Source organism: Campylobacter sp. RM5004, assembly GCF_022369455.1.
GTDB lineage: Bacteria > Campylobacterota > Campylobacteria > Campylobacterales > Campylobacteraceae > Campylobacter_E.
Window position 1 is genome coordinate 654,267 of sequence record NZ_CP059599.1, and the last position, 26,457, is coordinate 680,723.

At 24.9% G+C, this 26,457-nt stretch carries 31 protein-coding genes and 2 tRNA genes; 16 read left to right on the forward strand and 17 right to left on the reverse strand.

Annotated elements, in window-relative coordinates; all coding sequences use genetic code 11:
* Positions 1 to 36: 36 nt before the first annotated feature.
* The 9 genes from nadE to AVANS_RS03265 all read left to right on the forward strand — a co-directional run bounded on the left by nadE (position 37) and on the right by AVANS_RS03265 (position 8,014).
* Positions 37 to 744 carry an NAD(+) synthase gene (nadE, locus tag AVANS_RS03225; protein ID WP_239818223.1) on the forward strand — a complete coding sequence of 236 codons (708 nt, stop codon included), beginning with the start codon at positions 37 to 39 and terminating at the stop codon, positions 742 to 744.
* Between the two features lie 2 nt (positions 745 to 746).
* Complete coding sequence (locus AVANS_RS03230; protein WP_239818224.1) at positions 747 to 1,874, forward strand: DegT/DnrJ/EryC1/StrS aminotransferase family protein; 1,128 nt, start codon at positions 747 to 749, stop codon at positions 1,872 to 1,874.
* A complete protein-coding gene (locus AVANS_RS03235; RefSeq protein ID WP_239818225.1) occupies positions 1,874 to 2,809 on the forward strand; it encodes a tetraacyldisaccharide 4'-kinase in 936 nt (311 codons plus the stop codon). The genes AVANS_RS03230 and AVANS_RS03235 overlap by 1 nt, the downstream gene beginning before the upstream one ends.
* A complete protein-coding gene (cutA, locus tag AVANS_RS03240; RefSeq protein ID WP_239818226.1) occupies positions 2,787 to 3,074 on the forward strand; it encodes a divalent cation tolerance protein CutA in 288 nt (95 codons plus the stop codon). The genes AVANS_RS03235 and cutA overlap by 23 nt, the downstream gene beginning before the upstream one ends.
* 2 nt (positions 3,075 to 3,076) lie before the next feature.
* Positions 3,077 to 4,453: a threonine synthase gene (gene thrC / locus AVANS_RS03245; protein WP_239818227.1), complete on the forward strand. Its 1,377-nt coding sequence runs from the start codon at positions 3,077 to 3,079 to the stop codon at positions 4,451 to 4,453.
* The gene (gene kdsB, locus AVANS_RS03250; protein WP_239818228.1) at positions 4,450 to 5,154 is read left to right on the forward strand and encodes a 3-deoxy-manno-octulosonate cytidylyltransferase; all 705 of its coding nucleotides are present in this window, start codon (positions 4,450 to 4,452) and stop codon (positions 5,152 to 5,154) included. The genes thrC and kdsB overlap by 4 nt, the downstream gene beginning before the upstream one ends.
* A complete protein-coding gene (rmuC, locus tag AVANS_RS03255) occupies positions 5,147 to 6,553 on the forward strand; it encodes a DNA recombination protein RmuC (protein ID WP_239818229.1) in 1,407 nt (468 codons plus the stop codon). Before kdsB ends, rmuC begins: the two co-directional genes overlap by 8 nt.
* 125 nt (positions 6,554 to 6,678) lie before the next feature.
* Positions 6,679 to 7,479: a J domain-containing protein gene (locus tag AVANS_RS03260; RefSeq protein WP_239818230.1), complete on the forward strand. Its 801-nt coding sequence runs from the start codon at positions 6,679 to 6,681 to the stop codon at positions 7,477 to 7,479.
* A 241-nt stretch (positions 7,480 to 7,720) separates the two neighbouring features.
* Positions 7,721 to 8,014, forward strand: a complete 294-nt coding sequence (locus AVANS_RS03265) for a DUF2325 domain-containing protein (protein WP_239818231.1) — start codon at positions 7,721 to 7,723, stop codon at positions 8,012 to 8,014.
* 52 nt (positions 8,015 to 8,066) lie between these two features.
* On the opposite strand, the gene AVANS_RS03270 is transcribed toward AVANS_RS03265, so the two are convergent.
* Entirely contained in the window at positions 8,067 to 9,062 is a 996-nt protein-coding gene (locus tag AVANS_RS03270; RefSeq protein WP_239818232.1) for a bifunctional 3,4-dihydroxy-2-butanone 4-phosphate synthase/GTP cyclohydrolase II, read from the reverse strand.
* A gap of 150 nt (positions 9,063 to 9,212) precedes the next feature.
* Between AVANS_RS03270 and AVANS_RS03275 the strand changes: the two genes are divergently transcribed.
* Positions 9,213 to 9,287, forward strand: a tRNA-Gln gene (locus tag AVANS_RS03275).
* A gap of 11 nt (positions 9,288 to 9,298) precedes the next feature.
* Positions 9,299 to 9,374: transfer RNA gene (locus tag AVANS_RS03280), tRNA-Met, on the forward strand.
* Here the strand turns inward: AVANS_RS03280 and AVANS_RS03285 are convergent.
* The 12 genes from AVANS_RS03285 to AVANS_RS03330 all read right to left on the reverse strand — a co-directional run bounded on the left by AVANS_RS03285 (position 9,353) and on the right by AVANS_RS03330 (position 18,975).
* A complete protein-coding gene (locus tag AVANS_RS03285; RefSeq protein WP_239818233.1) occupies positions 9,353 to 10,066 on the reverse strand; it encodes a hypothetical protein in 714 nt (237 codons plus the stop codon). The two genes, AVANS_RS03280 and AVANS_RS03285, sit on opposite strands and share 22 nt — an antisense overlap.
* Complete coding sequence (locus tag AVANS_RS03290) at positions 10,050 to 10,934, reverse strand: site-specific integrase (protein ID WP_239818234.1); 885 nt, start codon at positions 10,932 to 10,934, stop codon at positions 10,050 to 10,052. The genes AVANS_RS03285 and AVANS_RS03290 overlap by 17 nt, the downstream gene beginning before the upstream one ends.
* Positions 10,935 to 12,008, reverse strand: a complete 1,074-nt coding sequence (locus tag AVANS_RS03295) for a replication endonuclease (RefSeq protein WP_239818235.1) — start codon at positions 12,006 to 12,008, stop codon at positions 10,935 to 10,937.
* A gap of 119 nt (positions 12,009 to 12,127) precedes the next feature.
* Positions 12,128 to 13,333 carry a type II and III secretion system protein gene (locus tag AVANS_RS03300; protein WP_239818236.1) on the reverse strand — a complete coding sequence of 402 codons (1,206 nt, stop codon included), beginning with the start codon at positions 13,331 to 13,333 and terminating at the stop codon, positions 12,128 to 12,130.
* The gene (locus AVANS_RS03305) at positions 13,296 to 14,432 is read right to left on the reverse strand and encodes a zonular occludens toxin domain-containing protein (RefSeq protein WP_239818237.1); all 1,137 of its coding nucleotides are present in this window, start codon (positions 14,430 to 14,432) and stop codon (positions 13,296 to 13,298) included. The genes AVANS_RS03300 and AVANS_RS03305 overlap by 38 nt, the downstream gene beginning before the upstream one ends.
* The gene (locus AVANS_RS03310; protein ID WP_239818238.1) at positions 14,432 to 14,959 is read right to left on the reverse strand and encodes a hypothetical protein; all 528 of its coding nucleotides are present in this window, start codon (positions 14,957 to 14,959) and stop codon (positions 14,432 to 14,434) included. Before AVANS_RS03310 ends, AVANS_RS03305 begins: the two co-directional genes overlap by 1 nt.
* A 15-nt stretch (positions 14,960 to 14,974) precedes the next feature.
* Positions 14,975 to 17,146, reverse strand: coding sequence for a hypothetical protein (locus tag AVANS_RS03315; protein ID WP_239818239.1), 2,172 nt, complete (start codon positions 17,144 to 17,146; stop codon positions 14,975 to 14,977).
* A gap of 4 nt (positions 17,147 to 17,150) precedes the next feature.
* Positions 17,151 to 17,273: a hypothetical protein gene (locus AVANS_RS09560; protein WP_275583454.1), complete on the reverse strand. Its 123-nt coding sequence runs from the start codon at positions 17,271 to 17,273 to the stop codon at positions 17,151 to 17,153.
* Between the two features lies 1 nt (position 17,274).
* Complete coding sequence (locus AVANS_RS09565) at positions 17,275 to 17,403, reverse strand: hypothetical protein (protein WP_275583455.1); 129 nt, start codon at positions 17,401 to 17,403, stop codon at positions 17,275 to 17,277.
* Positions 17,404 to 17,774: 371 nt separating this feature from the next.
* Positions 17,775 to 17,996: a hypothetical protein gene (locus AVANS_RS03320; RefSeq protein WP_239818240.1), complete on the reverse strand. Its 222-nt coding sequence runs from the start codon at positions 17,994 to 17,996 to the stop codon at positions 17,775 to 17,777.
* A 118-nt stretch (positions 17,997 to 18,114) separates the two neighbouring features.
* Positions 18,115 to 18,495: a hypothetical protein gene (locus AVANS_RS03325; RefSeq protein WP_239818241.1), complete on the reverse strand. Its 381-nt coding sequence runs from the start codon at positions 18,493 to 18,495 to the stop codon at positions 18,115 to 18,117.
* 18 nt (positions 18,496 to 18,513) lie between these two features.
* Positions 18,514 to 18,975 (reverse strand): hypothetical protein, encoded by a 462-nt coding sequence (locus AVANS_RS03330; protein ID WP_239818242.1) that lies wholly within the window; start codon positions 18,973 to 18,975, stop codon positions 18,514 to 18,516.
* Between the two features lie 275 nt (positions 18,976 to 19,250).
* On the opposite strand from AVANS_RS03330, the gene AVANS_RS03335 reads away from it, so the two are divergent.
* The 3 genes from AVANS_RS03335 (at position 19,251) to AVANS_RS03345 (ending at position 21,720) form a co-directional block, all read left to right on the forward strand.
* Positions 19,251 to 19,490, forward strand: coding sequence for a hypothetical protein (locus AVANS_RS03335; protein ID WP_239818243.1), 240 nt, complete (start codon positions 19,251 to 19,253; stop codon positions 19,488 to 19,490).
* Positions 19,487 to 20,254: a restriction endonuclease gene (locus tag AVANS_RS03340; protein ID WP_239818244.1), complete on the forward strand. Its 768-nt coding sequence runs from the start codon at positions 19,487 to 19,489 to the stop codon at positions 20,252 to 20,254. Before AVANS_RS03335 ends, AVANS_RS03340 begins: the two co-directional genes overlap by 4 nt.
* 698 nt (positions 20,255 to 20,952) lie before the next feature.
* Positions 20,953 to 21,720, forward strand: coding sequence for a restriction endonuclease (locus tag AVANS_RS03345; RefSeq protein ID WP_239818245.1), 768 nt, complete (start codon positions 20,953 to 20,955; stop codon positions 21,718 to 21,720).
* A 52-nt stretch (positions 21,721 to 21,772) separates the two neighbouring features.
* On the opposite strand, the gene AVANS_RS03350 is transcribed toward AVANS_RS03345, so the two are convergent.
* The 4 genes from AVANS_RS03350 to AVANS_RS03365 are packed head-to-tail and all read right to left on the reverse strand — an operon-like array spanning position 21,773 to position 24,752.
* The gene (locus AVANS_RS03350; RefSeq protein WP_239818246.1) at positions 21,773 to 22,261 is read right to left on the reverse strand and encodes a YbaK/EbsC family protein; all 489 of its coding nucleotides are present in this window, start codon (positions 22,259 to 22,261) and stop codon (positions 21,773 to 21,775) included.
* Positions 22,236 to 23,000, reverse strand: coding sequence for a phosphatidylserine decarboxylase (locus AVANS_RS03355; RefSeq protein WP_239818247.1), 765 nt, complete (start codon positions 22,998 to 23,000; stop codon positions 22,236 to 22,238). Before AVANS_RS03355 ends, AVANS_RS03350 begins: the two co-directional genes overlap by 26 nt.
* An 8-nt stretch (positions 23,001 to 23,008) precedes the next feature.
* Positions 23,009 to 24,103 (reverse strand): metallophosphoesterase, encoded by a 1,095-nt coding sequence (locus AVANS_RS03360; protein ID WP_239818248.1) that lies wholly within the window; start codon positions 24,101 to 24,103, stop codon positions 23,009 to 23,011.
* Between the two features lies 1 nt (position 24,104).
* Complete coding sequence (locus tag AVANS_RS03365; protein ID WP_239818249.1) at positions 24,105 to 24,752, reverse strand: Crp/Fnr family transcriptional regulator; 648 nt, start codon at positions 24,750 to 24,752, stop codon at positions 24,105 to 24,107.
* A 59-nt stretch (positions 24,753 to 24,811) separates the two neighbouring features.
* Here AVANS_RS03365 and gltX point away from each other — a divergent pair, with 59 nt between their 5' ends.
* Together gltX and AVANS_RS03375 are read left to right on the forward strand one after the other, a co-directional pair.
* Positions 24,812 to 26,149, forward strand: coding sequence for a glutamate--tRNA ligase (gltX, locus tag AVANS_RS03370; protein ID WP_239818250.1), 1,338 nt, complete (start codon positions 24,812 to 24,814; stop codon positions 26,147 to 26,149).
* A complete protein-coding gene (locus AVANS_RS03375; protein ID WP_239818251.1) occupies positions 26,136 to 26,450 on the forward strand; it encodes a YggT family protein in 315 nt (104 codons plus the stop codon). The genes gltX and AVANS_RS03375 overlap by 14 nt, the downstream gene beginning before the upstream one ends.
* Positions 26,451 to 26,457: the final 7 nt, after the last annotated feature.

Consider the following 26,457-nt stretch of genomic DNA (forward strand, 5'->3'; position numbering starts at 1 on the left):
CTTCTTATATAAAATCTCTTTAAAAACGGATATATAATGCAAGATATTAAAAATAAAATGATAGCTTTTGCTAATGAAGTAACGGCTAATTTTAATGGAGCGGTTTTAGGTCTTAGCGGTGGCCTTGATAGTGCTATTGTGTTAAGAATTTTAAGTGAATGTGATAAAAAACCGCATTGTCTTATAATGCCAACAAATATTTCAAATAAAAACAATCTTGAAGATGCTATTAATTTAGCTAAAACTTATGCTTTAAGATATGAAATTATAAATATTCAAGGCATTTTAGATGAGTTTATTAAGGCTAGTAATTCTAAAGATAAGGTTTTAATAGGTAATTTTGCAGCTAGAATTAGAATGAGTTTATTGTATGATTATTCAGCTAAACATAATTTATTAGTTGCAGGCACTAGTAATAAAAGTGAATTAATGCTAGGATATGGCACTATTTGGGGTGATTTAGCCTGTGCTTTTAATATTTTAGGAGATTTTTATAAAAGTGAATTGTTTGAGTTTGCAAGGTTTTTAAATATTCCTAATAATATAATTAGCAAAAAACCAAGTGCTGATCTTTTTGAAGGTCAAGATGATGAAAGCGATATAGGTTATACTTACGCTGAAATAGATGAGTTTTTAAAAAATTATGAAAATAATATAATTGATAATAATTATATAAAACTATTAGATAGAATAAATAAAAATAAGTTTAAAAGAGAAAATATAAAAATATTTAGAAGGTCATAGATATGAAAGAAATTTCTTGTTTTTTGAATGTTATAACAGAAGATGATAAAGAGTTTTTAATTAAGTCACTTGATGATGATATAAATACTATTCAGATGCTAGAAGATAATTTAAAAGAGATTTATAAAGGCTCTCATATTGTATTAACGAATAATCACACAGCAGCACATCATTTAGCTTTAAGTGCAATTGATTTAAAGCGTGGAGATAAAGTGATTTGCTCTGTAAATTCATTCCCAACAATAGCTCAAAGCATTAGATATTTTGATGCTGAGCCTATATTTGTTGATGTTGAGCTTGATAGTTTTAATATTGATATTGCAAGTTTAGAACAAGCTTTAATAAAACATAATCATAAAAAATTAAGAGCAGTTTTCGTAAATCATACTGCTGGACTTGCTGCAAAACTTGATGAAATAAGAGAGCTTTGTAATAAATTTAATGTAGCAGTTATTAATGATTGCGGATTTGCATTAGGTATGGAATATAAAGGCGAATTAGTTGGAGGTAAGGATTTAATCTCATCTTTTGGTTTTAATGCTATGAGAAAAGACCCTGTTTTTGCAGGTGGATTTTTAGTAATTAATGATGATAAAGTTTATGAAAGAGCTAAATTGCTAAACTCAAACGGAATTTCATCTAATGCTTGGGGAAATGATGGAAACTTAGGTTATTTTTACGATGTAACTGATATAGGCCATGAATACGAGATAACAAAAGTTTGTGCATCTTTAGCTTTATCAAAAGTAAAAAATTATAAATATTATTTAAAAAGAAGAAGAGAGATTGCTAAAATTTACGATGAAGAATTAAAAAATTTAAAACATATTAAATTACCTGCAATTGATAAAGAGCATACATTCTTAAGATATATTATAAAAGTTGATAAAAATAGAGATAATTTCGCAAGAAAATTAAAAGAAATGGGAATTAACACAGGAATTCACTTTATTCCACTTAATTTTCTAACATATTATAAGCAAAAGTATAATTTAAAAATCAATGATTTTCCAAATGCTTTAGCAAATTATGCTCAAATTTTATCAATTCCTATTCATATAAATCTTAGCGATGAAGATGTAAAAAGAGTTTGTGATGCTATAAAAACTCTTGATTCAAGCTGGATTTAATGAGTTTTTTAGATAGGTATTTTTTTAAACCTTCAATATGGCAAAAGTTGATTATTTTTTTACTTTTGCCATTTTCTTTGCTTTATGCTTTAATTTCAATAATTTCTTTTAAAAAACAAAAAAAATATAATTTTAATATTCCTATAATTAGTATAGGAAATATTAGCGTAGGTGGCAATGGAAAAACTCCTTTTTGTAAGGCTTTAAGCGATATTTTATACTCAAAATATCAAGATAATATTTTTATTATTCTTCGTGGATATAAGCGTAAAAGTAAAGGCGTAATTTTAGTGAAATTCCGAAATCAAATTCTATGTGATTTAGCAAGTTCTGGTGATGAAGCAATGGAACATGCGATATTTACTAAAGCAAATGTTATTGTTAGCGAAGATAGAGTAAAAGGCATTCAAAAAGCACTAGAGTTAGGTGCAAAATGTATTATTTTAGATGATGCTTTTAGTAAGCAAAATATAAATAAATTTGATATTTTGCTCAATTCTAAAATCAAATATAAATATAATTTTTGCTTGCCAAGTGGTGCTTATAGGCTTCCTAAATCTTATGAAAAATTAGCAAATTTTAATGCTTATGAAGATATTCATTTTGTAAGAAAATCTTATATAAAAGAAATAAAAGAAGATATGATTTTAATTTCTGCAATTGCTAAGCCTTTTAGATTATTAGTTTATAAAGACCTTGTAAAAGCTCATTATTTTTATAATGACCATGCTGAATTTAATAAAGATGAAATCATAAATCTTTTAAAAAAGCACAATGCAAAACATATTTTGCTTAGTAAAAAAGACTATGTAAAAATGAAAGATTTTGGCTTAAGCCTTGTAATAATTGATGAAGAATTAATAATTTATGATGAGTTAAAAAATGCTATAAATGATTATTTAAAGGAGTTTGATGTATCTAATAAAGACAACTAGTAATGATGAAGCAATACTTAAAAAAATAGCACAAAAATTAGTGAAAAAAGATTTAAGCAAGTGTGTTCATATAATAAAACTTGAAAGTATTTATAAATGGCAAGGCAAAATACAAAATGATGATGAATATTGCTTAGAAATTAAGTCAAATAATGTTAAAAAAGTTTATAAAGTAATCAAAAAACACCATAATTACGAATGTTTTGAGTTTGTGTATTATAAATTTAAAACAAGTAAAGAATATTTAAAATTTTTAAAGGAGTAATGATGATATTTTATTCAAGTAGAAACGAAGATATTAAGAGTGATTTTAAAAATGCGCTTAATTCTCCACTATCAAGCGATGGCGGTTTATTTTGTCCTAGTGAGCTTAAAAAACTTGATATTAATGAATTAAAAAAATTATCTTATAAAGATTTTGCAAAGAAAGTTTTTGTTAATTTTAGCGATAATTTAGATGAGTTTTTAAAGAGTTTAGATGAGTATTTAGAATTTGATACAAAAGAGCCTTTTGTAATTAAAAAACTTGATAGTAAAACTCATATATGCGAATTATTTCATGGCAAAACAAGAGCATTTAAAGACCTTGCTTTAGCTCCACTTGCAAGGCTTATGGATGATAAAAAGCAATTAATTATATGTGCTACAAGTGGTGATACAGGCCCTGCAACTCTTAGCGCTTTTTCTAAAAACAAAAACTCAAAAGTAGTTTGTATCTTCCCAAAAGGAAAAACCAGTAAAGTTCAAGAAAAGCAAATGGCTAATGTTGATTATGGCAATTCTTTAGTTTTAGCAATTGATGGTAATTTTGATGATGCGCAAAGTAAATTAAAAGAACTATTAAATGATAAAGATTTTAAAGAAGTAATTTCAAAAAGTGGCTATAACCTAAGTGCTGCAAATTCGCTTAATTTTGGAAGAATAATGTATCAATTACTATATCATTATTATTTAAGTCTTCAATACGATGAGGCTATTAATGTTATAATTCCAAGTGGAAATTTTGGTAATGCTCTTGCTTGTTTTTACGCTAAACAAATGGGTGCAAACATTGATAAAATAAAAATCGTAAATAATGAAAACACTATTCTTTATGACTTTTTTACTACTGGCGAATATGATTTAAGAAATAGGGCGTTTAAATGCACTCATTCTCCTGCTATGGATATTCTAAAATCATCAAATCTTGAACGCTTAATGTATTATTTCTTTGGTGCTAGTAGGACAAAAGAACTTTATGAGAGTTTAGAAAAAAATAAATTCTTTAAAATTACAAATGATGAATTAGCAAAATTAAAAGAGCATTTTATAGCTTATAAATGTAGCGATAAAGAGACTTTAGAAAATATTAAAGCTTATAAAGATTATTTATTAGACCCACATACAGCAACGGCTATTAATGCTCTTGATGATAGTTTTAATGTTATATGTTCAACTGCTGAATGGAGCAAATTTACTCCTAGTATTAACAAGGCTTTAGGGATTTTTAAAGATGAGCTAACAAGCATAAAAGACTATGCTAAAAAGTATAATTACAAGCTAAATGAAAACCTATTAAATGCACTTAATTCTAATACTTATTATGCAAAAGATATAAAAGTTGATGAAATCAAAAATACAATAATAGAATGGATAAAACTATGATAATAATTCCTGCAAGACTTAAATCATCTCGTTTTAGCGAGAAAATCTTAGTGCCAATTAATGGCATTCCTATGTGTATTTATACAGCACTTAATGCAAGTAAAGTTGATGAAGTTGTGGTTGCAACGGATAGCGAGCAAGTTTGTGAGCTTGCAAAAGAATATAATATAAAAGCAGTTTTAACTAGCCAAAATCACGAAAGTGGAACAGAAAGGCTTGCTGAGTGCGTGGATATTTTAAAGCTTAACGATGATGAGATTATTATAAATCTTCAAGCAGATGAGCCACTTTTTGAAGAAGAGAACTTGATTAAATTTAAAGAATTTTGCCTTAGATTTAAAGATGAGTTTTTTATGGCAAGTTGTTATACTATTAAAGATAATCCTAGCGATGAAAACACCGTAAAAGTAGTGCTTGATACTAAGCAAAATGCTATATATTTTTCAAGAGCAGCAATTCCTTTTGATAGAGATTTTAAAGGCGTGAGTTATAATCATCATTTAGGCATTTATGCATATACAGCAAAATCATTAAAAGAATTTATAAGCCTTAAATCAAGCCTAGAGCATATTGAAAAACTAGAGCAATTAAGAGCTATTGAAAATGGTAAGATTATTAAAATGTGCGAGATTAATACAAAGTCTTTTGGTATTGATACAAAGGCTGATTATGAAAGATTATTAGGCGTTTTAAATGCTTAGTGATGAGCTTATTTTAGCGGCTATTTTATTAGTATTTTTGCTTATTTTAGTCTTTATTATTTTTCATTATACAAATAAGATTAATGTGTTTAAAAATGAGCTTTTAGTTCTTGCAAAAGATAAGGAATTTTTAGCTATTTCAAACGAGAATTTGAATCAGGAATTAAGGCTTTATAAGAATGAATTAAATACGAAAACAAATCAAAACGAAAGCCAAAATTTAGAACTTTCAAGGCTAAATGAAGAGCTTAAAAATACTAAAGAAAAATTAGAAAATGAGTGTGAAATTAAAGATGGGTTAAAAGTAAAATTAGATGAAATTACTAATAAATTTCACACTGAATTTTCTAAAAATGAAGCTTTAAGCGAGAAGGTAAAACTATATGAAAATAGCTTAAAAAGCTTAGAAATTAAATACGAAAATATGCTAAAAACCTTAGAAGAAAATCTAAAAGAGCAAAATGAAAAAAGCTCAAAATTAATTTATGAAGAAAACACTAAATTATTGCTTACTAATTCAAATGAGCTTTTAACTAAGATTTTTAGCCCATTAAAAGAGCAAATAAGCGAATACGAAAAAACTTTATTAAAGCAAAACACTAGCATAGAAAACAACATTAAAACCATGTTTGAAACTAGCCAAAATTTAGGTAAAAAGGCTGATGAGTTTGCAAATCTTTTAAAGGGAGATAAAAAAGCTCGCGGGGATTTTGGAGAAATTATGCTTAAGCAATGCTTACTTGCTAGTGGGCTTATAGAAAATGAGCATTTTTATATGCAAGAAAGCTTTAAAGATGAGAACAATAGGTTTAAAAGACCTGATGCTATTGTATATTTTGAGCCAAAAAAATGTGTGATAATTGATTCTAAGTTCTCTTTACCAAGCAGTGATGATGCAAATATTTATAAAAATGAAATCGCAAATAATTTAAACGCAAGAATAAATGAACTAGCTAAAAAAGAATATGAAAATGTGGTTGAATATGCGAACGAATATGTATTATTGTTTGTGCCATACCAAAATATTTTGGATTTAGCGCTTGAATGTGATAGTGAGATTTTTAAAAAGGCAGAGACTAAAAAGATTTTTATAGTAAGTCCTACCACTTTATTTATGGGGCTTAAGATGATTTATTTTGGTTGGAAGAATTATGAAATGAATCAAAATGCTTTAAATATTTTCACAGAATTTGGCAAATTTTATGATAAGTTCGCTTCATTTTATGAAGATTATGAAAAGCTTAAAAAACAATCAGAATCAAGCTTTGCAAAAATTGATACACACTTATACGGCAAGGGTAGTGTGGCAAATCGTTTAGAAAATCTAAGAAGCTTAGGGATAAAAAATAAAAAATTATTAAGCGAAAAAGCTTTAGAAAACTTTGAAAATCAAGAATAAATCATTCTTGATTTTTATAAAATCATACATTTTTTTAATTCATAACACTTAAGAATTTGAATTAGGAATTTAGATTTTGGAATAAAAATTGCTTATTATCAAAAAACTTTAAGAAAAGGTGATAAATGCAAGTTATACAAAATCTAGAATCAATTAGTATTAATACTCAAGATTTTTCTTTTTTTAAAGAAATGAAAGAAATAATAAATAAAAATTTTTCACAAAACATAGGTAAGAAAAGCAAATTAATTTCTTTTTATGTAGAGAGTGAGATACCGCAAAGAAGATATTTTTTAAAATTATTATCTATATTAAATAGAAAATATAATAATGAAAATTTACAAAACATAAACACAGCATATTATAAGAAATTTAAGCTTAATTTAGTGAGTGTAAATACTTTAAAAATAGTGCTAAATTGTAAATTAGACTTCATGAAAAAAGACATTATTTTAAACTTTTCAAATCTTGAAAAAAACTTGATTTTATACCTTAGCAATTATTTTAAAGAGCATGAAATAAATATTATTAAAAACAAATTTATCATCACATACAAAGACGAAAATACATTAAGTTTATTAGATAAATTATGTGCTTGTTGTGAGCATTTAAATTACTGCATAAGCTTTTCTTTAAGCGAGCTTGCGTATTTGCAATTTAAAAAAGAAATCAAAAATGAGCTTAAAAAAGATAATAGATTTTTAAATATATGTATGTTACTTGAAGAACATTTCAAGACTTTAGGGGTTGAAGTAGGAGCTAGTTTTACCGAAGTAAGAAGTAAATATTTAAAACTTAGTAAAGCATATCATCCAGATTTTCATGCAGAAAAAAGTGATGAAGTAAAAAAAGTATTAAAGGAAAAATTTGAAGAAATAAATATTGCATACGAGAGTTTAAAGCCTTTATACAAAAATGCAAGTTAAATATACTATATAAATTATGTTTTATATATTTTATATATAAAATATAAAATTTATAGTATAAAAATATCTTATTTTTGTATTTTTAATACTAATTAAATTATATTATTACATTTATACTTATATTATATACGAAAATTAAAATAAATATACGATTATTTGTATTAAATAATTTTATAATAATTATCAGTTTCTTTAAAGGTTATTTTGAGTATAATACTCAAAATTAATTTAAGGAGAGTTTATGTCAGTTTTGGTCATTGGTGCTGATGAGATTACACCTATTAAGGCAGTTTTACATGATTTAGGAGCAAAGAGCATTACGCATTGGGATGCTAGAAATGAAAATAGAGTCAATCGTCAAAGCATTCCGCAAGATACTGGCTGTGTTGTAATGCTTACTAGTTTTTTAAACCATAATACAATGAAGAAAATCAAAAGCCAAGCTAAGAAAAGAAACATACCTTTAGTATGTGCAAAGCGTTCTGTAAGTTGTGTTTATTGTGAATATTGCAAGGTTTTAGGATTAAATAAATAATTTTGTTTTTCCTATTTCAAATTCTTAGAATTTGAAATAGGAATTTAGATTTTTATATATTTTTTATATTTAGACCAAATCCACTTAAAGCTGCAAATTGACTTGAATTACCTAATAATTCAAAATTATCAACTCCTAAATCTTTTAGAATTTGTGCTCCTATTCCGTAATTTTTCTCATCACTCTTAGTGCCTTCCATAAATACTAGCATTCCGCCATTTTTGCTTAGTTCATCAATTGATTTTAAAGTTTCTTCTAATTTTGTTGAGTTTAGGATATTTACATCATTTGAGCTTTTATAGAATTTAATTAAGCTTTTTTCATTTTTACCTGCAAAAGAAAAAATCGTATGAATATCACCTAAAAAGTCTTTGTATGTAATCTTTTTTACATCTTTATCTAATAGTTTTGTATTTTCTTCGCTAATTTTTGTTATTAGGCTCTCATTTTGAAGTCTATATTTTATTAAATCTTCAATTGTAACTAATTTAATATTATGTTTTTTTCCAAATTCTACTAAATCATCACGCCTTGCCATTGTGCCATCTGGATTCATAATCTCGCAAATCACACAAGCAGGAGTAAGTCCAGCTAATTTGCACATATCAACCGTTCCTTCTGTATGACCCGTTCTTACTAAAACTCCGCCATCTTTTGCTATTAGTGGGTTTATATGACCAGGTCTTACAAAATCACTAGCTTTTGCATTTTTATCAGCAAATAGCTTTATTGTTGCATCTCTTTCAGTAGAACTAACGCCTGTGCTTGCTGTTTTAATATCTACCGTTATAGTAAATGCTGTTTCATGATTTGAAGTGTTTTTCGGAACCATTAGTGGTAGTTCAAAATGCTCAGCAATTTTTCTATCAAGTGCAACACACACAACACCCCTTGCATGAGTTAAAGTAAAATTAACCTTATCAGGCGTGCTAAACTCTGCAGGAAATATTATATCTCCTTCGTTTTCTCTATCTTCGGCATCTAGCATTATTAACATATTACCTTTTTTTAATTCTTCTATTCCTTCTTTTATACTTACAAAAGACATATTTTTCCTTTTAATAATTATTTTTATTTAGTTTATGTAAAAATTATATATAGATGTTTAGAAAAGCATAAAAAAGTAAAAAATAATTTTTTTTAAAAAATTCTCTTGACAAAATATTTTTTTTTATATATAATCTCGCTTTTAATTTGTTGGGGTATCGCCAAGCGGTAAGGCAACAGGTTTTGGTCCTGTCATTCAGGGGTTCGAATCCCTTTACCCCATCCACTTTTACTTATCGCGAAATAGAGCAGTGGTTAGCTCGTCGGGCTCATAACCCGAAGGACGGGGGTTCAAATCCCTCTTTCGCAACCAAGTGCTTTAATATCGTTTAATGATAGAATTCTTTTAGGATTTTTCATTAAATTATAGCTTAAATTAAATTTATATATCAAATAAACAGAATAATCAACAATAAAATCATTATCTAAATTATATATTGAATGATAAAGACTATTAAGCTCATATTCACTAAGTTTAAGAATACGAGTTTTATTTCTTATACCACTATAACGAAAAAAGAAAAATTTTTCATTATTATGTTCTAAATAACGAAAAAATTCAGCCTTAAAAAAATTGCCTTTTTTAGTCAAAAAATTAAATTTATCATTAATTCTTAAGAAAATAATTTGGTCTTTAAATATGAAAAAATAGTTATTTTTTAATATTTTTACTTCAATATTATATTCTTTTTCATTTTCCTTGTTTTCTATGATTTCGCCAGTATAGTTGTCAAATAAATAAAAATCATTCAATATAAAAATATTATTGCAGTTATAAGATAAAAAAGAACTTATTAAATAATCATATTCATTATAATATCCTAGTGATTTGATAGAAGTAGAATAAATTAAATTATCATTTTTATAAACATCTAAATAAAATCTATTATCTTCCAAATATGTTTTAAAAGTATATTCTAATTTTAATAATGTTTTTAATATGCTTTTATAATTATCAAAATAATAAGTATTGTTTTCAAAAATTAGCTTAATTCTGTTCTTCATTTTTAGCCCTTTTAAAAATATTTTCTAAAATATTTTTAGTAAGTTTTTGGTTTATTGTTATATATCTTGTAGTCATATTAATGTTTGTATGACCTAACATATTTGAAACTAGGTTTATATCTGCGTTTAAATAATTTATTGAAAAACTTGCAATTAAATGTCTTAAATCGTGAATTCTAATGTGTTCTAAATTATTATTTTTTAAGATTTTTAAAAATGCTTTTCTTAAATCTTTATAATGAGTTTTTGTGTGTGGATTTGTGAAAACATAATCATCTAATCTATAAAAATCAGTTTTTAGCAAGTGTTCTTTTAATCTTAAATATAAATCATTACTTAAATAATAGCTCATATTCTTTTTAATCTTATTATTACAAGCTCTTATAATATATGTTTTATTATTAAAATCTATATCACGCCATTTGATTTTTATTACTTCGCTATATCTTCTGCCGTGCAATAAAAAAAAGAAAAACAAAGAATGAGTATTATTAGAGTTCATAAAAGCATTAATAATTTTTATCATAGTTTCATAATCTTTATTAAAAATAATTTTATTATCAAACTTAGGCAATTTTACCTTTATTGCTACATTTTTATTTATTATTTCTAAATCTAAAGCAAAATCTAAAACACGCTTTATTTTTAAAATAACATTTTTACAAGTCTTTACTTTATAATCGTTATCAAGTAAAGAATTAATATAATTTTGTAAATCAAGAAAAGTTAAATCTTTTACATTGATTTCACCTAAAAAACTACTTTTTATGTGCTTATTATATAGGCTCAAGTCTTTTTTATAAGTGCTTTCGCTTAATGTGTTTTTATAAGTATTAAAATATAATAAAAATAAATCATTTAACTTCATTTATGCAACCTTAAAAAATTCAAAATTTGATTTATATTCATTGATTATTCTGTTATTGCTTTCATAAATTAAGTGTTTATTCTCATAAATGATTGTTTGGTTTGTTGTTTCAATATGTATAAAGAATTTATTGTTCTTATAATCTTTCTCAAGTATATTATTATGCTTTTCTAATTCATTATTTAAATGAAAATAATCTCTTAAACTAGGTATGAAATTGAGTTTTCTGTAAAGCCATAAAGGAACTAAAAAACGGCTCATTGTAAATCTTCTTATTTTATGCTTAATATACCAAGCAGTAAGCTTATCAATTTTTATATTATTTATATCATTATGCTTTAGATTTAAAAAAGTTTTTTGCAAATATTTCATTATGTAAGCTATTGAGTTATTTATGCTAGTTTGAAAGCCATTTAACTCGCCATTCTGCTTTTGCTTTAGAGTTAATTTATCTGTTCTTAAATTCTGTGGAGCGGGAAATAATCTCATATAAGCATTTTTAAAATCTTCTATGATTTCAGCGTTATTTGGTATAAAAAGAATCATATGTAAATGCGGAACTCCTAATTTCTTGTGCGGTTCAAAAACTTTACAATATTTGATTTTATATGCTTTATATTTGCGATTATAAAAATTATTAAATATCTTAAGCTTTTGATTTAAAATATCTTTTAAATCAACAATTGTCAAAGCTAATTTTTGATTTATTTTCTCTTTAATATGTTTTGGAATGCTAACTAGATCACTAGCTTTAAGATTTGAATAATCAGCAAATAAAAAATCTCTGTATTGACTATCAAGCGTGGCTGTAATAAAAATAGAGGTATAGTGTTTTTCAATATTAAAAGCGTTTAAAACTTCAATTCTGTTTAATAATTCATTATGATAATTTTGGCAAAAATTACTTGAGAATGTAATTTCAAGTAAAGATTTAGATTTATTTAAGCCGTTTCTTACTTTGTGAAATTTTAAGTAATTTAAAGTTTTTTCAAAACTTTGCTGACATTTATACAAATCATTAGAGCTTATGCCATATTCATTCAAAAAATCAAATTCATTTCTAATTAAAATCATTTTTTATCCTTTCTTTTTTATGCTTTAAGCTTAAACAAAGCTTAATGATGAAATTATTTATTAATTAGACAAGGAAGAGCGTGTGCGTGGCTCACGCCACGCCCACTCTCTTCTGTCTTTTATTCTAATTTTTCGGCATTTTCTTCATCGTTTAAATACTCAATAGTTATTAAAAGCGTAGTTTTTAAATTGTTTTTAGTTTTTGCTGAGAATAAGTATTTTAGAACCGGAATATCTTTTAATAAAGGAATACCCACTCTTGTATCATACTCGGTATTTTTATTAATACCGCTCAAAACAAGAATTTGATTTTTATATAAAGTATAAGAGCCATTGAGAGTTTTTTTAGTCGTTTTTGGTGTTAGGCTATTGTTGTCTATAATGTCCTCTATACTTATATTTAAATCAAAATCTATTTTATTATTTAAAATTAGTGGCTTTATATCTATTTTTAAGCCGACGTCCTTATAAGTGAAAGTATTGCTTTCGGTTTTATTTGAACTTTCTATCGTTTCGGATTTAGTTAAGTAGGGTATGTTTTCAACGATTGAAAAAGTAGTATTTACATTATTTTTAATGGTTAAAAATGGACTTGCTTTAATTTTTGTTATGTTCTTTTCGCTAAGAAAATCAATAAAAGAATAAAAGCTTTTATTTGAATTTATAAGTGAGCTTTCATTACTAGCACTAAATAAGTTCAAGTAAGCTTTTAGATTTACGCTATCAATTATTTTAGTTAAAGATTTATATTTTATGCCTTTTGAAATCAAATCAGAATAATTTGTTTCGCTAATAGTGATTTTTAATGTAGCAGTTTTTAAGACTTCATCATTTTTTGAAATCTCATTTTTTAGAAAAAAGTAATCTTCATCTTTGCATAAAAATATAATAGTGTTTGTAGTTTCTATATAATCAACGATTTTTACTTCATTTTTTATATTATCTTTATTTGCGCTTGGCTGATTAGAATTATATAAATCTATTATTTTTTTAACATACTTATAAGAATTGTTTTTAAGCTTGATTGAGCGTAATTTTACGAAATTATCGTATTTTTCATTTATATAATCAATATAATAATAATTCTTGAATTTTAAAAGTTTTAATGATTTAGATTTTAAGATTTTTTCAAAATCATTTATATTTAAATCATCTAGCTTTTTTTGATAAATTATGTAAATGTTTTCATCTTTTAATTTATCATTTAAAATAAATGTAGTGTTAGATTTTACTTTGAATAGGTCTATAAAATCAACTAAACTAAGCCTAATATTCTCAGCATTTAAGCTAATTAATAAAGTTAAAACTAGAGTTATTTTTTTCATTAGTATTTCCTTTCTTTTTTAAGTTTTTAAAAATTTCGTAATCGTAAATTAAATTGAATTTGAGTGTGTTTTGATTAGAGTTTTCAATATTAAAATAAAGATATTGAGAACTTTCTGTAATATATTTAAAAGTAAGATAAGGGATATAATATTCATCGTTTATAATGCAAGTTTTTTCATATAAGCATATAACTTCATAAAAATATAAATTAGAATAATTAGTTTTATTAATTTGTATGTTTTCATTAATATTAAAATCGTTTTGAAATTCATTTTTATTGTTTTGAATATTAGTGCTTTTTTGAGAATTTATATTTTTAGTAGTTTCATTTGCTTTATCATTATTATTTAATAAAAACATAAAGCCCTTAAAAAGAAAAAATGTAACTATAAAAAGAAAAATTGAAAATTTTATGAACCTATTAACAATACTTTTTGAGTTATTTTTCGCTCCACTTGTATATAATGCAAAAACTTCATTTTTTGCAGGAAGTGAGAAATTACCAACAATGTCTTTTTGATACATTCTATAAGATAGATATTGTCTATATTTAAATACTTTTGTATTGATTTTTTTGGCATTTGGTAAGGCTTGGAAAAAGAATTCAGCTATTGTTTTGAATTTAGTTTCAACTAATGCCAAATCTTGAGTAATCATATAAATATCAATAAACAAATGTCTATGATAAGTAAAAAACCAAATTAAAACTTCATCTTCTTTATCGTAAAAATTGTGGCATTCATCTATGATAAATAAAGAATTAAATATTTTAAATTCTTTTGCTTTTTCAATTAAAGTTTTATCATCTGCATTATTTAAATGAAGAGAATATAAGATTTTTAATTTTTCATAGATTATATCGTGTTCGTATAATTTTATTTTATCGCATATTGAGAAATTAAACTCATTTATATTTGTATAGCAATAATCATAAGTTCTAACTTCTTCTTTAGCTCCAAATAAAAAAGAAAATAAGCCTTTTTTATCTTCTTTTTTGCTTTCGTTTTTAATAGGCTCAATGAAAGATTTATATAGACCATAAACTGAGTAGTATGTTTTGCCTGAACCAGGAATACCCGTAACAAAAGAAATAGACATTATAAATCCTTATCTTTTAAATGTGGAAAAAACTTATTAGAATTATTAATTTTACGCTCTAAAAAACCACCAAAACTAGAAATATTAACGTGTTCAATAGCTTTCATATAAGTCTGATTAATAAGATAATAAACAAATAAGCAACCACGGATAACTGAACCTTTAAAAATAAAAAGATAAATAGGAAAAACAATCTCAACAACAAAAATTAAAGGTGGTAAAACAACATTTTTAAAAGCAATTAAAAAAGGATTGTAATGTAAATTATTAGGGTTATTTAAATCATTATTTAAGTAATCAATAACTAAATGATAAAAATTAATCAATGTTTTTAAAAGAGTAAAAGCCAAATTTATATAAGAAATAACAATATAAAGAAAAAAAGCAACAAAAATAAATTTAAGAAAAAAAGAACCCGCTTTATTTAATATACCTAAACCAGTATTACCAACAAAAACTTCCAAAGTAGCTGAATGATTATCATAAGCTCTTTTTATAAAATTAAAAAAATTAGATATACCACCCATTTAAACTCCTTTTATTTATTTAAAAAATTTAATACTTAATTTATATATTGATTTCAAAGCAAGAAGTAAAAAAATAAGTTTGAAAATATTGTGTAAAATAGGATATGTAGGCTCAAGCTCTTTACATATATCATAAGTTCCATTAACACTATAACTATCAGTAATATTTAAAGAATATTTTTCGGGACAAGAATTGACAAAATTATATTTATTAATTTCTTTAAGTTCTAAATTATTAGTAAAATCAACAATTTCTTTAATGTTTTTAAAAGATTTTTCAAATAAATCTACATATTCATTTAATGGAATGTTACTTAAAATATTATCTGCTTTTTTAATTTGCTCTTCGTATTTATCTAATTTTATCTCTTTTAAATCATCACTAAATTTAATAGTATCATCTAACTTAATATTTATATCATCAACTTTAACTTTTACATTTACATCTAAAGAGCCATTATTGTTTTTAATCTCCGTTGAAGTATTAGGAGTAGTTGTAATAGTAGTAGTTGTTTCATCTTTATTACTTACGCTAGTATTTGTGCTTGTTTCTGTGCTATTTGAAGTGCTTGTATTTGTATCATTTTTAACATCTGTATTAGTATTTGTTGAAGTGCTTGTATTTGTATCATTTTTAACATCTGTATTAGTATTTGTTGAAGTGCTTGTATTTGTATCATTTTTAACATCTGTATTAGTATTTGTTGAAGTGCTTGTATTTGTGCTTGTTTCTGTGCTATTTGAAGTGCTTGTGTTAGTAGAATTATAAGAGCCATAATGAACTTTATTAATAGGTAGTTCTTTTGGTGTTGTGTATCTTCTTTCAGCGTTAAATACTAGATTTAGATTTTCGTAAAAGTCTTCTTTACTTCTAGCATTATTTAAAGCACTTATAATGTCGTATTCTAAATTAGTATCCATTAATTTATTATCTTCTAAGAATTTTGAATACTCGCTATTAAAATTAGGATTATCATTTTTTTTAGGAACTTGAATGAGTGCGTTTTCATCTTTGTTTCTGAATAAGTTCTCTATAGGATTATAATTTATTTCATCTTGAAGCCTTGTTTTTAATTCTTTATAATCTTTATCATATTTAGATAGATTAAATAATTCATTGATTTGTTCTTCTTTGCTTTCATAATATGCAGCTCTTTCTAATTTTTCATAACTTTGAACTTCTTCTTTGCTTAATCTTTCTAAGTCTTTAATATTTCTTTCAAGTTCTAAAAAATCTTTACTTGTTAAATCACTAGCTCTTTTTATAGAATTTGAATTAACTAATTTTTGATTAACACTTTTTAAGTCTTTAATAGAACAAAAAGAACTAACGCCTAGCTTATTATCATAAAGCTTAACATTACCACGAGAACAACCTATTTCACAAGCAACATTAATTGCATTTCCTAAATTAGATGGTTTAAAAATACTTAATATAGAACTAGAGCCATACGCAAGTAAATCAAAAAATCCTTTTTTTGAAAATTTGTTTTGATTTTTTATAGTTTTTAAAGCATTGTAATTTTTAACATTTGAAGAGCCACCAAGAAAGCTACCTTTATTGTTTTTCTTGCAGACCATATCCATACGACTATCAAAATCCATTTCGCTCAAAAGGTCTAAATCATTACTTATAATGTCTAATTCTTCATTTGATTTATCTAAGTTTAAAGAGTAATTAGGAGTATAGCAGTCAGTCACTTTAGTATAAACAATACGAGCAGTTTTATTGCAATAACGAGAACTTGAAAAACAAGCATAACCGCCCCTATAATAATTATCGCACTCAAATATTTTAAAATCTTTATAATATACATTACATAAATCTTCTGTATTTGAATAATAGCGAACTACATCTTTTAAGTTTTCGTGATTAATAATATTAGATACATTCAACAAGTTATAATCAACATAAGAACAATAATCCCAAAGGCTAGGATTTTGTAAGCATTCTGAAGCTTCATTGTAAGAGCTTGTTTTTACTTGATTGTAAAATTCATAAGTAATATTTTTTGTTTTATGATAACAAGCAGTAACACTACCATTATTTATACTGCAAGTATAATTATCATCTTCAGTTAATGAAGTAGTTACATTATAATCATTACATTTGCGTATTTCTGTATTTTTTGCATATAAAGATAAATTAAAGAAAACTACAAATGCAAATATAATTTTAGCTTTCATAATTTCAACCTTTAGAATTAAAAAGTGGTAAGCAAATTAATAAGGGTAGAGCATAGATAATCACATTTATAAAAATACTGAAGAATAAATCAAAGCTTGCAATATTAGTAATATTATAAATACTCATATTAGCCCCTTGTAAATAAAAATATAATTATTTGAAATAGACAAAAGCCTAAAAGAACAGCAGTAAGCGACATCAAGAAATTAAATTGTTCTAATGATAAGTTAAGAGCTTGTATATCTATTTCTATCATTTGAATAATCCTTTTATATATGAAAAAATAAAAATAGAAAATTTAGCAATTATGCAAATTGCAAGGATTGAATTAAAACAAACTATTAAAAAGCTTAAATCAAAATTATAAATCATTCTAATTTTTATCCTTTCTTGTTTTTGGTTCTTAAAGTTATTTGAAATAACTATTACTTAAAGCTTTTAAATATTTTTTAGACTTATTTAGCTTTAAGATTTAAGTAATAGCTATTAATTAAAAAAATAGGGTGGGTTGCCACCCACACGGGCGACTGAACGCCCTATTAATTGTTTTTTCGTGCTTTTTTTTTATGGATAAAAAAAAGACACGAAAAAACGGGGCGTTCAGTGTTTCAGAAAATACAAAAAGTATTATCTAAACATTGCAATAGCTTTTTTAATAGCCCAAACAACCGTAACAGCACCAACAACTACACCAACAGCAGAATAAAAGAATAACATTTCAACTGAGCCACCAAAGCCACTAGTTTCATTAAAAGTTACAGCAGCTTGAGCTGAACTAGCAAATAAACTTGTTAAACCTATAACACCTAAAATCTTGTTTTTACTTAAAAAATTCTTAACTTTTTTCATAATAAACTCCATAAATTAAATAAAATTAAATCTTTTTTTTTAGCTTGCAAACTAAATTAAACACTCGTAAAAAGAGTGCTTAAGTTAGTTTGTGTAGTCAATCAAGACTACACAGCTTTTATTTTTTAGAATTTAAAATCTTCATTAATTCATCATAAGACATATCTATATTTACAGAGTATTCGTTGTTTTGATATGTAGGCAAAGAACCATTTAAAACTAAAGATTTATTTGTTTTAAAATAATTCTTAAAAGACATTGCTAACATTCCCGCATCGCTATCAGATAAGCAAGGGATTTTAAATGTAAGACTAGTTTCTTTAGTATCAGTAAAATTAGTTTTTTCATTAAAAACTTCATAAACATTTCTACAAGATAAACGCACACTTGCGTTATACTTTAAGCCGGTTTGCTGAATTACACCACTACCACTTGAGCGAACTAAACAAGAGTTAAAAACTTCATAATTTACCTTAAATTCTTCTTTTATAATTTCCATAATAATCTCCTTTTTTTTTTAATTTTCAAATTTCAAAAATTTTTCTTTATTAATAAGAATAAAATAATCATTAAACAATTCAATAAGATTTTCATATTTTAAAAATACATTAAGCTCTAATGTAAGACAATAAGTGTTTCCTTTTGTTTCAAGCACAAAGCTATCTACAAAATTAGAATTAGAAACTTTTTTAAATAAATTTTCATCATAGTCTTTTCTTAAAATAACAATTTTTAAAAAATGTTTGAGACTACATTCTTCTGATTTTTTAGTATAAGAATGCTTAGAATATAAACTAAAATCATAATGAGTAATATACTCTTCATCTTCATAAAAAATTCTAAAATATTCTGTTTTAGTTTCGCAACTAAAATAAAAATTATTAAAAATACAATAATAAAGAGAATTAAATTCACAGAATTTATCAAGCTTTAAATAAAATTCTAAACTCTTTAAAAAATTAAAGTTACAAACTTCCATTTTTTTATCCTTTCTTTTTTTTATTACCTTTCTTTTTGTTTTTTTTTTAAAGTGCAAGCAAAGAAAGGATTTTAAACTTGCACTAAAATAGATTTAAAGTAATTTAAAAAATTATTTCAAACTATTTGAATATATAATATTAAAATATTTTTAAAAAGTCAATACTATTTTAAAAATATTTGAAAAAATACTTTAATTAATGTATTTACAAAATAATATTTTTTAAATATAGAATAATTTAAAATTATTTGAAACTATTTTTTAAAAGATTTAAAATGACTAATGGAGAACTAAGTAAAAGATTAAATATAACTCATCAAACATTGTGTAATTGGAAAACATCAAAACCATTGCTTTATGAAATTCTGATGGCTTATAAAGACAATAAAACAAATGCGGAAAGCAATCTAATAAATGAAATAATAGACAATCTAAAAAAATTAAGTGAAAAAGAACAAGAAAAAATACTACTTGAAATAAAACTAAAAATCATAAACAAAGAGCTTGGAGAATGACAACTTTTATAATAATATTGACTATTGGTATTTTTTACATAGCTATGACTAAATATGGATTAGAAGAACATAGTATTTTAAAGCTAAAACCAAAAATGGGGCAAATATTAATAAAAAAGAGTTTTAGAGAAAGACTAAAAAAAGAAGTAGAAGAAGAATTAACTATAAAAATAGAAAAGAGATTAAGAGAAGAAATATTAAAAGAATATAAAGAAAGATACAAAAACATAAAAGAAGAAATAAAATTTGATTTAATAAATAAAGGCGAATATTACAATACAAATTATGAAGTAGCATTATATAAACAAAAATTACAAAAATTAGAAGAAGAAAACAAAGAGCTAAAAGCAAAATTAAATCAACAAAAAGAAAATTATAAAAACTACCTTAAAAATAAAGAAGAAAATATCAAAAAAGGTCAAGAATACGAGTATAAAATAAAATGCTATTTTGAGAACTTAGGATATAGTGTATATCCTAATGGATATATTAAAGGTAAAAAAGATAAAGGGGTTGATTTAATAGCTTATAAAAATAATGAAGTGCATTTAATACAATGTAAATGTTATAAATATCCACCAAAGCAAGAATTAATAAGAAAATTTGTAGGAGATTGTGAAATATACATTAAAAACAACAAAAATAAATTAAATAACAAAACTATATATAAAAATTTTATAACGAGTTGTAAAGAAAAAGATTATGGAGTTATAAAATTTTTAGAAGAAAATAAAAATATAATTGATTATTTAATAATTAAATAAATAAAAATTAAGCTTATTAAATATATAATAAAATGTTTTTAAGTTTCTTGCCACTAATAATAGAAGTGTAAGGAATTTTATGGATAGAATATTATTAATCATATTAATTTTAATAATACTATCTAGTAAATTATACTAGATAGATTTTTCATAATTAAACTTAAACTTATTATAAGTTAATGCTACTTAATGAGAGCTTAAAAACTTATTTTTTTCTATTATTTGTGGTTGGGTAGCATTAACCACATTAGAATAAAAAAAGAATGGATAACTCATAACCCGAAGGACGGGGGTTCAAATCCCTCTTTCGCAACCAAATTTCAATTTTTTTCATAGTATCTTAAATATTTTTTGCTCTCTATGAGTTAAATTTCCGAATAGTATCTTTTTAATACTTAAAATAAACTTAATGTTATGATTTTTTTGTTTTTAGGATTTTACTTTATATTTTAATATTTTTTTTCAAAACTAAGTTAAAAAATGGGTAAAAAATGGGGTTTTCTTAAGTGAAACTTAATAGGGCTTAAATGCCTATGTGATAGGCTTTTAAGGAGCGAATTTTTAAAATCTCGCAAATTTGTATAAATAAGAAAATAATACTTCATTAATAATATAAATCAAATTAATATTATAAAATTATTATATTATTATTATATTTTTATAATGAGATTAATAGATAAAATTAAGGAGTATTGGCTATGTTGATATTTGTTTTAACATTATCAATTATTGGTTTTTATATAGCTATGACTAAATATGGATTAGAAGAACATAGTATTTTAAAACTAAAACCTAAAATGGGGCAAATATTAATAAAAAAGAGCTTTAGAGAAAGACTAAAAAAAGAAGTAGAAGAAGAATTAACTATAAAAATAGAAAAGAGATTAAGAGAAGAAATATTAAAAGAATATAAAGAAAGATACAAAAACATAAAAGAAGAAATAAAATTTGATTTAATAAATAAAGGCGAATATTACAATACAAATTATGAAGTAGCATTATATAAACAAAAATTACAAAAATTAGAAGAAGAAAACAAAGAGCTAAAAGCAAAATTAAATCAACAAAAAGAAAATTATAAAAACTACCTTAAAAATAAAGAAGAAAATATCAAAAAAGGTCAAGAATACGAGTATAAAATAAAATGCTATTTTGAGAACTTAGGATATAGTGTATATCCTAATGGATATATTAAAGGTAAAAAAGACAAAGGAATTGATTTAATAGCTTATAAAAATAATGAAGTGCATTTGATACAATGTAAATGTTATAAATATCCACCAAAGCAAGAATTATTAAGAAAATTTATAGGAGATTGTGAAATATACATAAAAAATAATCAAAATAAATTAAACAATAAAACTATATATAAAGATTTTATAACTAGTTGCAAAGAAAAAGATTATGGAGTTATAAAATTTTTAGAAGAAAATAAAAAATTAATTGATTATTTAGTAATAGAATAAATTTTGTAATTCCTATTTGAAATTCTTAAAGAATTTGAAATAGGAATTAGGCTTATTTGTTATTGCTTGAGATTTTAGCTATTTGAAATAAATCTTTTATGTATTTTGAATCTATTTTAAGCTGAAGCCCGCGAAGTCCTGCACTAACTACAAAATAATCAAGCTCTAAAGCTCTTTCATCAATAAATCTTACAAAATCTTTTTTCATACCAAAAGGAGAGCAACCCCCTCTAATATAACCTGTTTTATTCTTTAGCTTATCAAGCTTTAAGAGGCTTAATGATTTTTCATTAACTGCTTTTGCAAAGGCTTTTAAATCAATTTCTAAATCTCCTTGAATACAGCCTACATATAAAGAGTTTTTACCTTCACAAACTATGGTTTTATAAATATATTTAATATCTTGACCGGTCTTATTAGCAACGCAAATTGCTGATAAATCATCTGTTACTTCATAGCTTAATAATTCATATTCTATTTTTAATGTATCTAAAAATCTTGCTGCATTAGTTTTTTTAATCGTTTGCAATTTTTTCTCCAAACCTAATAGCACCTTCATTGCAAGTAAGTTTTAAATCTTCTCCTAAAATCAAAATAGTAGAACCCATTAAGAACCTTCCTAACATTTCGCCTTTTTTCAAGCTTACATTATCGTAGTTTTTTTCATAATCTATTGCATTTTTCATATTTGTTTGCACGCTTGTATCAAAATCAAATTCCATTTTGCCAACATTTACAGCTCCAACGAAAACCATATAAAAAATACTTCCATCATTCTTTTTACAAGTTAAAACCATACGCTCATTTCTTGAGTATAAATTATCATGTTTTGCAAGTGCTTTTAAATTTACGCTAAAAAGCTCAGCACAAAAATATTTAAGATTTAAAACCTGCATATCGCAAGGGCTATGATAATTATGATAATCTCTTGGACTAAGGTATATATTTAAAAAATCAAGCTCATTTTTAGGAGTAAATCCTAATAATTCAGCTATATCATACTCTTTTCCTTTTATGCTAAATGCCTTTAGATTTGAGCTTTTTGCAAAACTTAAAATAGTTCCATCGCAAGGACTTATAAAGCCATCTTCAAGCTTTCTAGCTTTTTCTAATCTTCTTGTAAATAAAGCTATTAAGCTATCGTATTCTTTATAATCCTTAAACTCATCCATAGGTATATTAAAATGATTTATGTAGGTTTTGTTTATGTAATTTTGCATAAATTTTGGATATTTAATGCTTACAATTTTGCCAAAAATTCTTGAAATTATTTTTCTCATAACATTCCTTAAAGTTTAATAATAGCGATTTCACTAGGTGCTAAAAATCGTATAGATGGACCCCAAAATCCAGCACCACTACTAACATATAGTTTTGTCTTTTTGCCTATTTCATAAAGCCCATGTAAAAATCCTTGCTGCATTAATACTAAAATACTAAATGGAAAAATCTGTCCTGCATGAGTATGACCACTTAAAACTAAATCAAATTTGCTTAAATCAAATTTCTTAGCTACAACAGGCTGATGAGCTAATAAAATATTATATTTTTTTTCCTTATAACTTTTAAAAATAGGAGCTAAATTCATAGGCATTCCGTATTTTGCTCCCCTTAAGTCATTTACACCACTTAACACGATTTTGCCTAAATCAATGCTTTCATTTTCTAAGACTTTTATATTTGTTTGTCTTAATTTTTCTAGTATTTTAGTTGCGTCATGATAGTATTCGTGATTGCCTGTTACATAATAACAAGGCTTATTAAAAGTATTTAATAAATCAAGATAAGTAATTTCATTAATATCGGTATCAATCAAATCTCCCACAATTACTATAAAATCTACATCTTGAGCATTAATTTTTGCGATAAGTTCTCTTAAAAAGTCTTCATGAAGATTTTTGCCTAAATGCACATCACTTATCATTGCGATTTTTACTCCAAGTCCAGCATTAATATCTACATATTTAATGGGCGGAATTCTAATAGCTTTATAAATTCCTTGTAAAAAACAGCCAAAAGCTATAAATAAAATACCTATATCGCAAATTAGTTTTAGAGTTTTTCTTCTTTGCTCATTAAAATTACCTTTAATAGTCTTTGCGCTAATTAACTTTAAAATATCATAAAAAATTGCTATCAAAAAGAAGAAGAACGAAAAACCTAAAAGTGCCGATAAAACCATATAAAGAATATCAGGTAAAAAGTTCGCTCTCATAGAGAACAAAAACACAACATTACTAATAAATAAAACTACACAAAGACCTAAAAAAAATCTTTTATATTTAGGAAAAATCAAGGAAAATAAACGTCTATAAATATAGGCATTAGCAATAAATACAGCAACGCAAAATGCTATGGCAAATAATAAATGGCTTAAACTCATCTTAAATCTCGTAAAGTGATTTTAAATATTTTTCATCATGAATTACTAAGCTTTTATCATCATTAAAGCTAATAATTCCATCATTTTTAAATTTAGCTAAAAGTCTTGAAAAAGTTTCAGGCGCAAGATTTATAAAAGAAGCTAATTGAATGTGTTTTATTGTCTTAAACAATTCATTTTGTTCGCAAATTAATTTAGCTAGTTTTGCCTCAGCACTCAAAATCATTTCGTTATGAACGAATTCTGATAGATATATTAGCTTTTTTGATAAACCACTCAAAAGCGCTAATACGAAATCACTTTTAGTTAAAAATTTATTCTTTAATTCATCAAAATCTATTTTAATAATTTCTCCACTATTTAAAAAACATGCACTAGCAGGAAAAGGAATATTTTCAAAGTTTGCAAGCTCAGCAACAAAAGAAATAGGAGTTAATTTATGCATAAAAATTTCAGCTCCTTTTTGGTTGGTTTTATAAACCTTAATATTTCCTTTAATTAATAGATGTAAATACTTACTACTTTCTCCTTCAAAAAATAACATTTCACCTTTTTCATAGCTTTTATGAATGCAAATTTTTGCTAACTCATCAAGCTCATTTTCACTAAAATTTTTAAAAAAAGAAATTTGCTTTAATACTGCTTTCATTGGCACTCTTTTTACTTTCTTAAAATAGAATTATGAAAAATCATATCAAGGAATTACAAATGTTTAGATTTGCTCCATCGCCTACTGGCAATATGCATATTGGAAATCTTAGAACTGCAATTATTAATTATGTATGCGCTAAAAAATATAATAAAAAGTTTATTTTAAGAATAGAAGATACTGATACAGCAAGAAATATCAAAGGCTTAGAAGAAAATATTAAAGAGATTTTAACTCTTTTTGGAATTAATTGGGATGAATATTATGTGCAAAGCACTCACCTTGCAACTCATCAAAAATTAGCTGCTAAATTACTTGAAAATGGCTCGGCATTTAAATGCTATTGCACTGAAGCTGAGCTTGAAGCTAAAAAAGAATTAGCTAAGAATGAAAAAAGAGCTTATAGATATGATGGAACTTGCGAGAATTTGAAACAGGAATTAGAAAAACCTTTCGTAATAAGACTTAAAAAGCCAAAAGCTACAATCACATTTAAAGACGAAATTAAAGGCGAATTATCGTTTGAGCCAAACGATGTTGATAGCTTTGTAATTTTAAGAGCTGATGGGACACCTACATATAATTTTGCATGTTCAATGGATGATATGTGCGAAGGTGTTAGTTTTATTATCCGTGGAGAAGATCATGTAAGCAATACTCCAAAACAAGAGCATATTAAAGCCTCTCTTGGCTTTAATGAAAGTATGCAATATGCACATTTGCCTATAATCTTAGATGAAGAAACAGGGCAAAAAATGAGCAAAAGACAAGATCATTCAAGTGTAGCTTGGCTGCTTGAGCAAGGGTTTTTGCCTGATGCTATTGCTAATTATCTTTTATCTTTAGGAAATAAAACTCCTAATGAAATCTTTACTATGCAAGAAGCTATTTCTTGGTTTGAAATAAGCAATATTTCTAAATCTCCTGCTAGATTTAGCATGGCAAAACTAAGATTTATAAATCGTGAGCATATAAAATTACTTGATGATGAAATATTAGTAAGGCTTTTATTTAAAGATGAGTTTTTAGCTAAGTTTAACAACCCTAAAGCTCTTGCAAAATTAGCTAAGCTTTATTTAGAAGAAGCTAGTACGCTTAATGAGATTAGAGCAAAACTTAGCGGGTTTTTCTTACCTTTTAGCGTAGTTTTTGCAAATAATGAAGAATTTATTGAAAGTGCGAAATTATTAGAAAATGAATTAAAAAATCCTAATTTAGCACTTAAATATGATGAGTTTAAGCAAAATCATTCTTGCAATCTAAAAGGCAAACAACTTTTCATGAGCTTAAGATTATTATTAAGCGGAGCAAATCATGGACCTGAATTAGCTGCTATTTATGAAATAATTGCACCTTGTATGAGTGAGTTTTTAAAGGTTAAAAATGAGCTTAGCTGAATTAATCGTTATATTTTTTGGTGTTTTAATTAAAGGGCTTGATTTATATTTTTATGTAATTGTGGCATATTGTTTGTTTTCTTTTATTCCACAAGCATTTAGCCATCCTATCGGATATAAAATATATATGATAGTTTATAAATTAGCCAAACCTGCATTTGATTTAGTTTATATGATAATACCTGCTAGATTTTTAACAATAGGAATGATTAGTCTTACTCCTATTGTGATTTTTGTAGGTATTCATTTATTACAACTTGGACTTATTCAGTTATTAAAGTTTATTTTAAGCATATTTTAAAGGATAT

Bases quoted from the DNA above. Each gene is read 5' to 3' on its own strand.
- nadE (WP_239818223.1), top strand. From the start codon at position 37: ATGCAAGATATTAAAAATAAAATGATAGCTTTTGCTAATGAAGTAACG.
- AVANS_RS03230 (WP_239818224.1), top strand. From the start codon at position 747: ATGAAAGAAATTTCTTGTTTTTTGAATGTTATAACAGAAGATGATAAA.
- AVANS_RS03235 (WP_239818225.1), top strand. From the start codon at position 1,874: ATGAGTTTTTTAGATAGGTATTTTTTTAAACCTTCAATATGGCAAAAG.
- cutA (WP_239818226.1), top strand. From the start codon at position 2,787: ATGTATCTAATAAAGACAACTAGTAATGATGAAGCAATACTTAAAAAA.
- thrC (WP_239818227.1), top strand. From the start codon at position 3,077: ATGATATTTTATTCAAGTAGAAACGAAGATATTAAGAGTGATTTTAAA.
- kdsB (WP_239818228.1), top strand. From the start codon at position 4,450: ATGATAATAATTCCTGCAAGACTTAAATCATCTCGTTTTAGCGAGAAA.
- rmuC (WP_239818229.1), top strand. From the start codon at position 5,147: ATGCTTAGTGATGAGCTTATTTTAGCGGCTATTTTATTAGTATTTTTG.
- AVANS_RS03260 (WP_239818230.1), top strand. From the start codon at position 6,679: ATGCAAGTTATACAAAATCTAGAATCAATTAGTATTAATACTCAAGAT.
- AVANS_RS03265 (WP_239818231.1), top strand. From the start codon at position 7,721: ATGTCAGTTTTGGTCATTGGTGCTGATGAGATTACACCTATTAAGGCA.
- AVANS_RS03270 (WP_239818232.1), bottom strand. From the start codon at position 9,062: ATGTCTTTTGTAAGTATAAAAGAAGGAATAGAAGAATTAAAAAAAGGT.
- AVANS_RS03285 (WP_239818233.1), bottom strand. From the start codon at position 10,066: ATGAAGAACAGAATTAAGCTAATTTTTGAAAACAATACTTATTATTTT.
- AVANS_RS03290 (WP_239818234.1), bottom strand. From the start codon at position 10,934: ATGAAGTTAAATGATTTATTTTTATTATATTTTAATACTTATAAAAAC.
- AVANS_RS03295 (WP_239818235.1), bottom strand. From the start codon at position 12,008: ATGATTTTAATTAGAAATGAATTTGATTTTTTGAATGAATATGGCATA.
- AVANS_RS03300 (WP_239818236.1), bottom strand. From the start codon at position 13,333: ATGAAAAAAATAACTCTAGTTTTAACTTTATTAATTAGCTTAAATGCT.
- AVANS_RS03305 (WP_239818237.1), bottom strand. From the start codon at position 14,432: ATGTCTATTTCTTTTGTTACGGGTATTCCTGGTTCAGGCAAAACATAC.
- AVANS_RS03310 (WP_239818238.1), bottom strand. From the start codon at position 14,959: ATGGGTGGTATATCTAATTTTTTTAATTTTATAAAAAGAGCTTATGAT.
- AVANS_RS03315 (WP_239818239.1), bottom strand. From the start codon at position 17,146: ATGAAAGCTAAAATTATATTTGCATTTGTAGTTTTCTTTAATTTATCT.
- AVANS_RS09560 (WP_275583454.1), bottom strand. From the start codon at position 17,273: ATGAGTATTTATAATATTACTAATATTGCAAGCTTTGATTTATTCTTC.
- AVANS_RS09565 (WP_275583455.1), bottom strand. From the start codon at position 17,403: ATGATAGAAATAGATATACAAGCTCTTAACTTATCATTAGAACAATTT.
- AVANS_RS03320 (WP_239818240.1), bottom strand. From the start codon at position 17,996: ATGAAAAAAGTTAAGAATTTTTTAAGTAAAAACAAGATTTTAGGTGTT.
- AVANS_RS03325 (WP_239818241.1), bottom strand. From the start codon at position 18,495: ATGGAAATTATAAAAGAAGAATTTAAGGTAAATTATGAAGTTTTTAAC.
- AVANS_RS03330 (WP_239818242.1), bottom strand. From the start codon at position 18,975: ATGGAAGTTTGTAACTTTAATTTTTTAAAGAGTTTAGAATTTTATTTA.
- AVANS_RS03335 (WP_239818243.1), top strand. From the start codon at position 19,251: ATGACTAATGGAGAACTAAGTAAAAGATTAAATATAACTCATCAAACA.
- AVANS_RS03340 (WP_239818244.1), top strand. From the start codon at position 19,487: ATGACAACTTTTATAATAATATTGACTATTGGTATTTTTTACATAGCT.
- AVANS_RS03345 (WP_239818245.1), top strand. From the start codon at position 20,953: ATGTTGATATTTGTTTTAACATTATCAATTATTGGTTTTTATATAGCT.
- AVANS_RS03355 (WP_239818247.1), bottom strand. From the start codon at position 23,000: ATGAGAAAAATAATTTCAAGAATTTTTGGCAAAATTGTAAGCATTAAA.
- AVANS_RS03360 (WP_239818248.1), bottom strand. From the start codon at position 24,103: ATGAGTTTAAGCCATTTATTATTTGCCATAGCATTTTGCGTTGCTGTA.
- AVANS_RS03365 (WP_239818249.1), bottom strand. From the start codon at position 24,752: ATGAAAGCAGTATTAAAGCAAATTTCTTTTTTTAAAAATTTTAGTGAA.
- gltX (WP_239818250.1), top strand. From the start codon at position 24,812: ATGTTTAGATTTGCTCCATCGCCTACTGGCAATATGCATATTGGAAAT.
- AVANS_RS03375 (WP_239818251.1), top strand. From the start codon at position 26,136: ATGAGCTTAGCTGAATTAATCGTTATATTTTTTGGTGTTTTAATTAAA.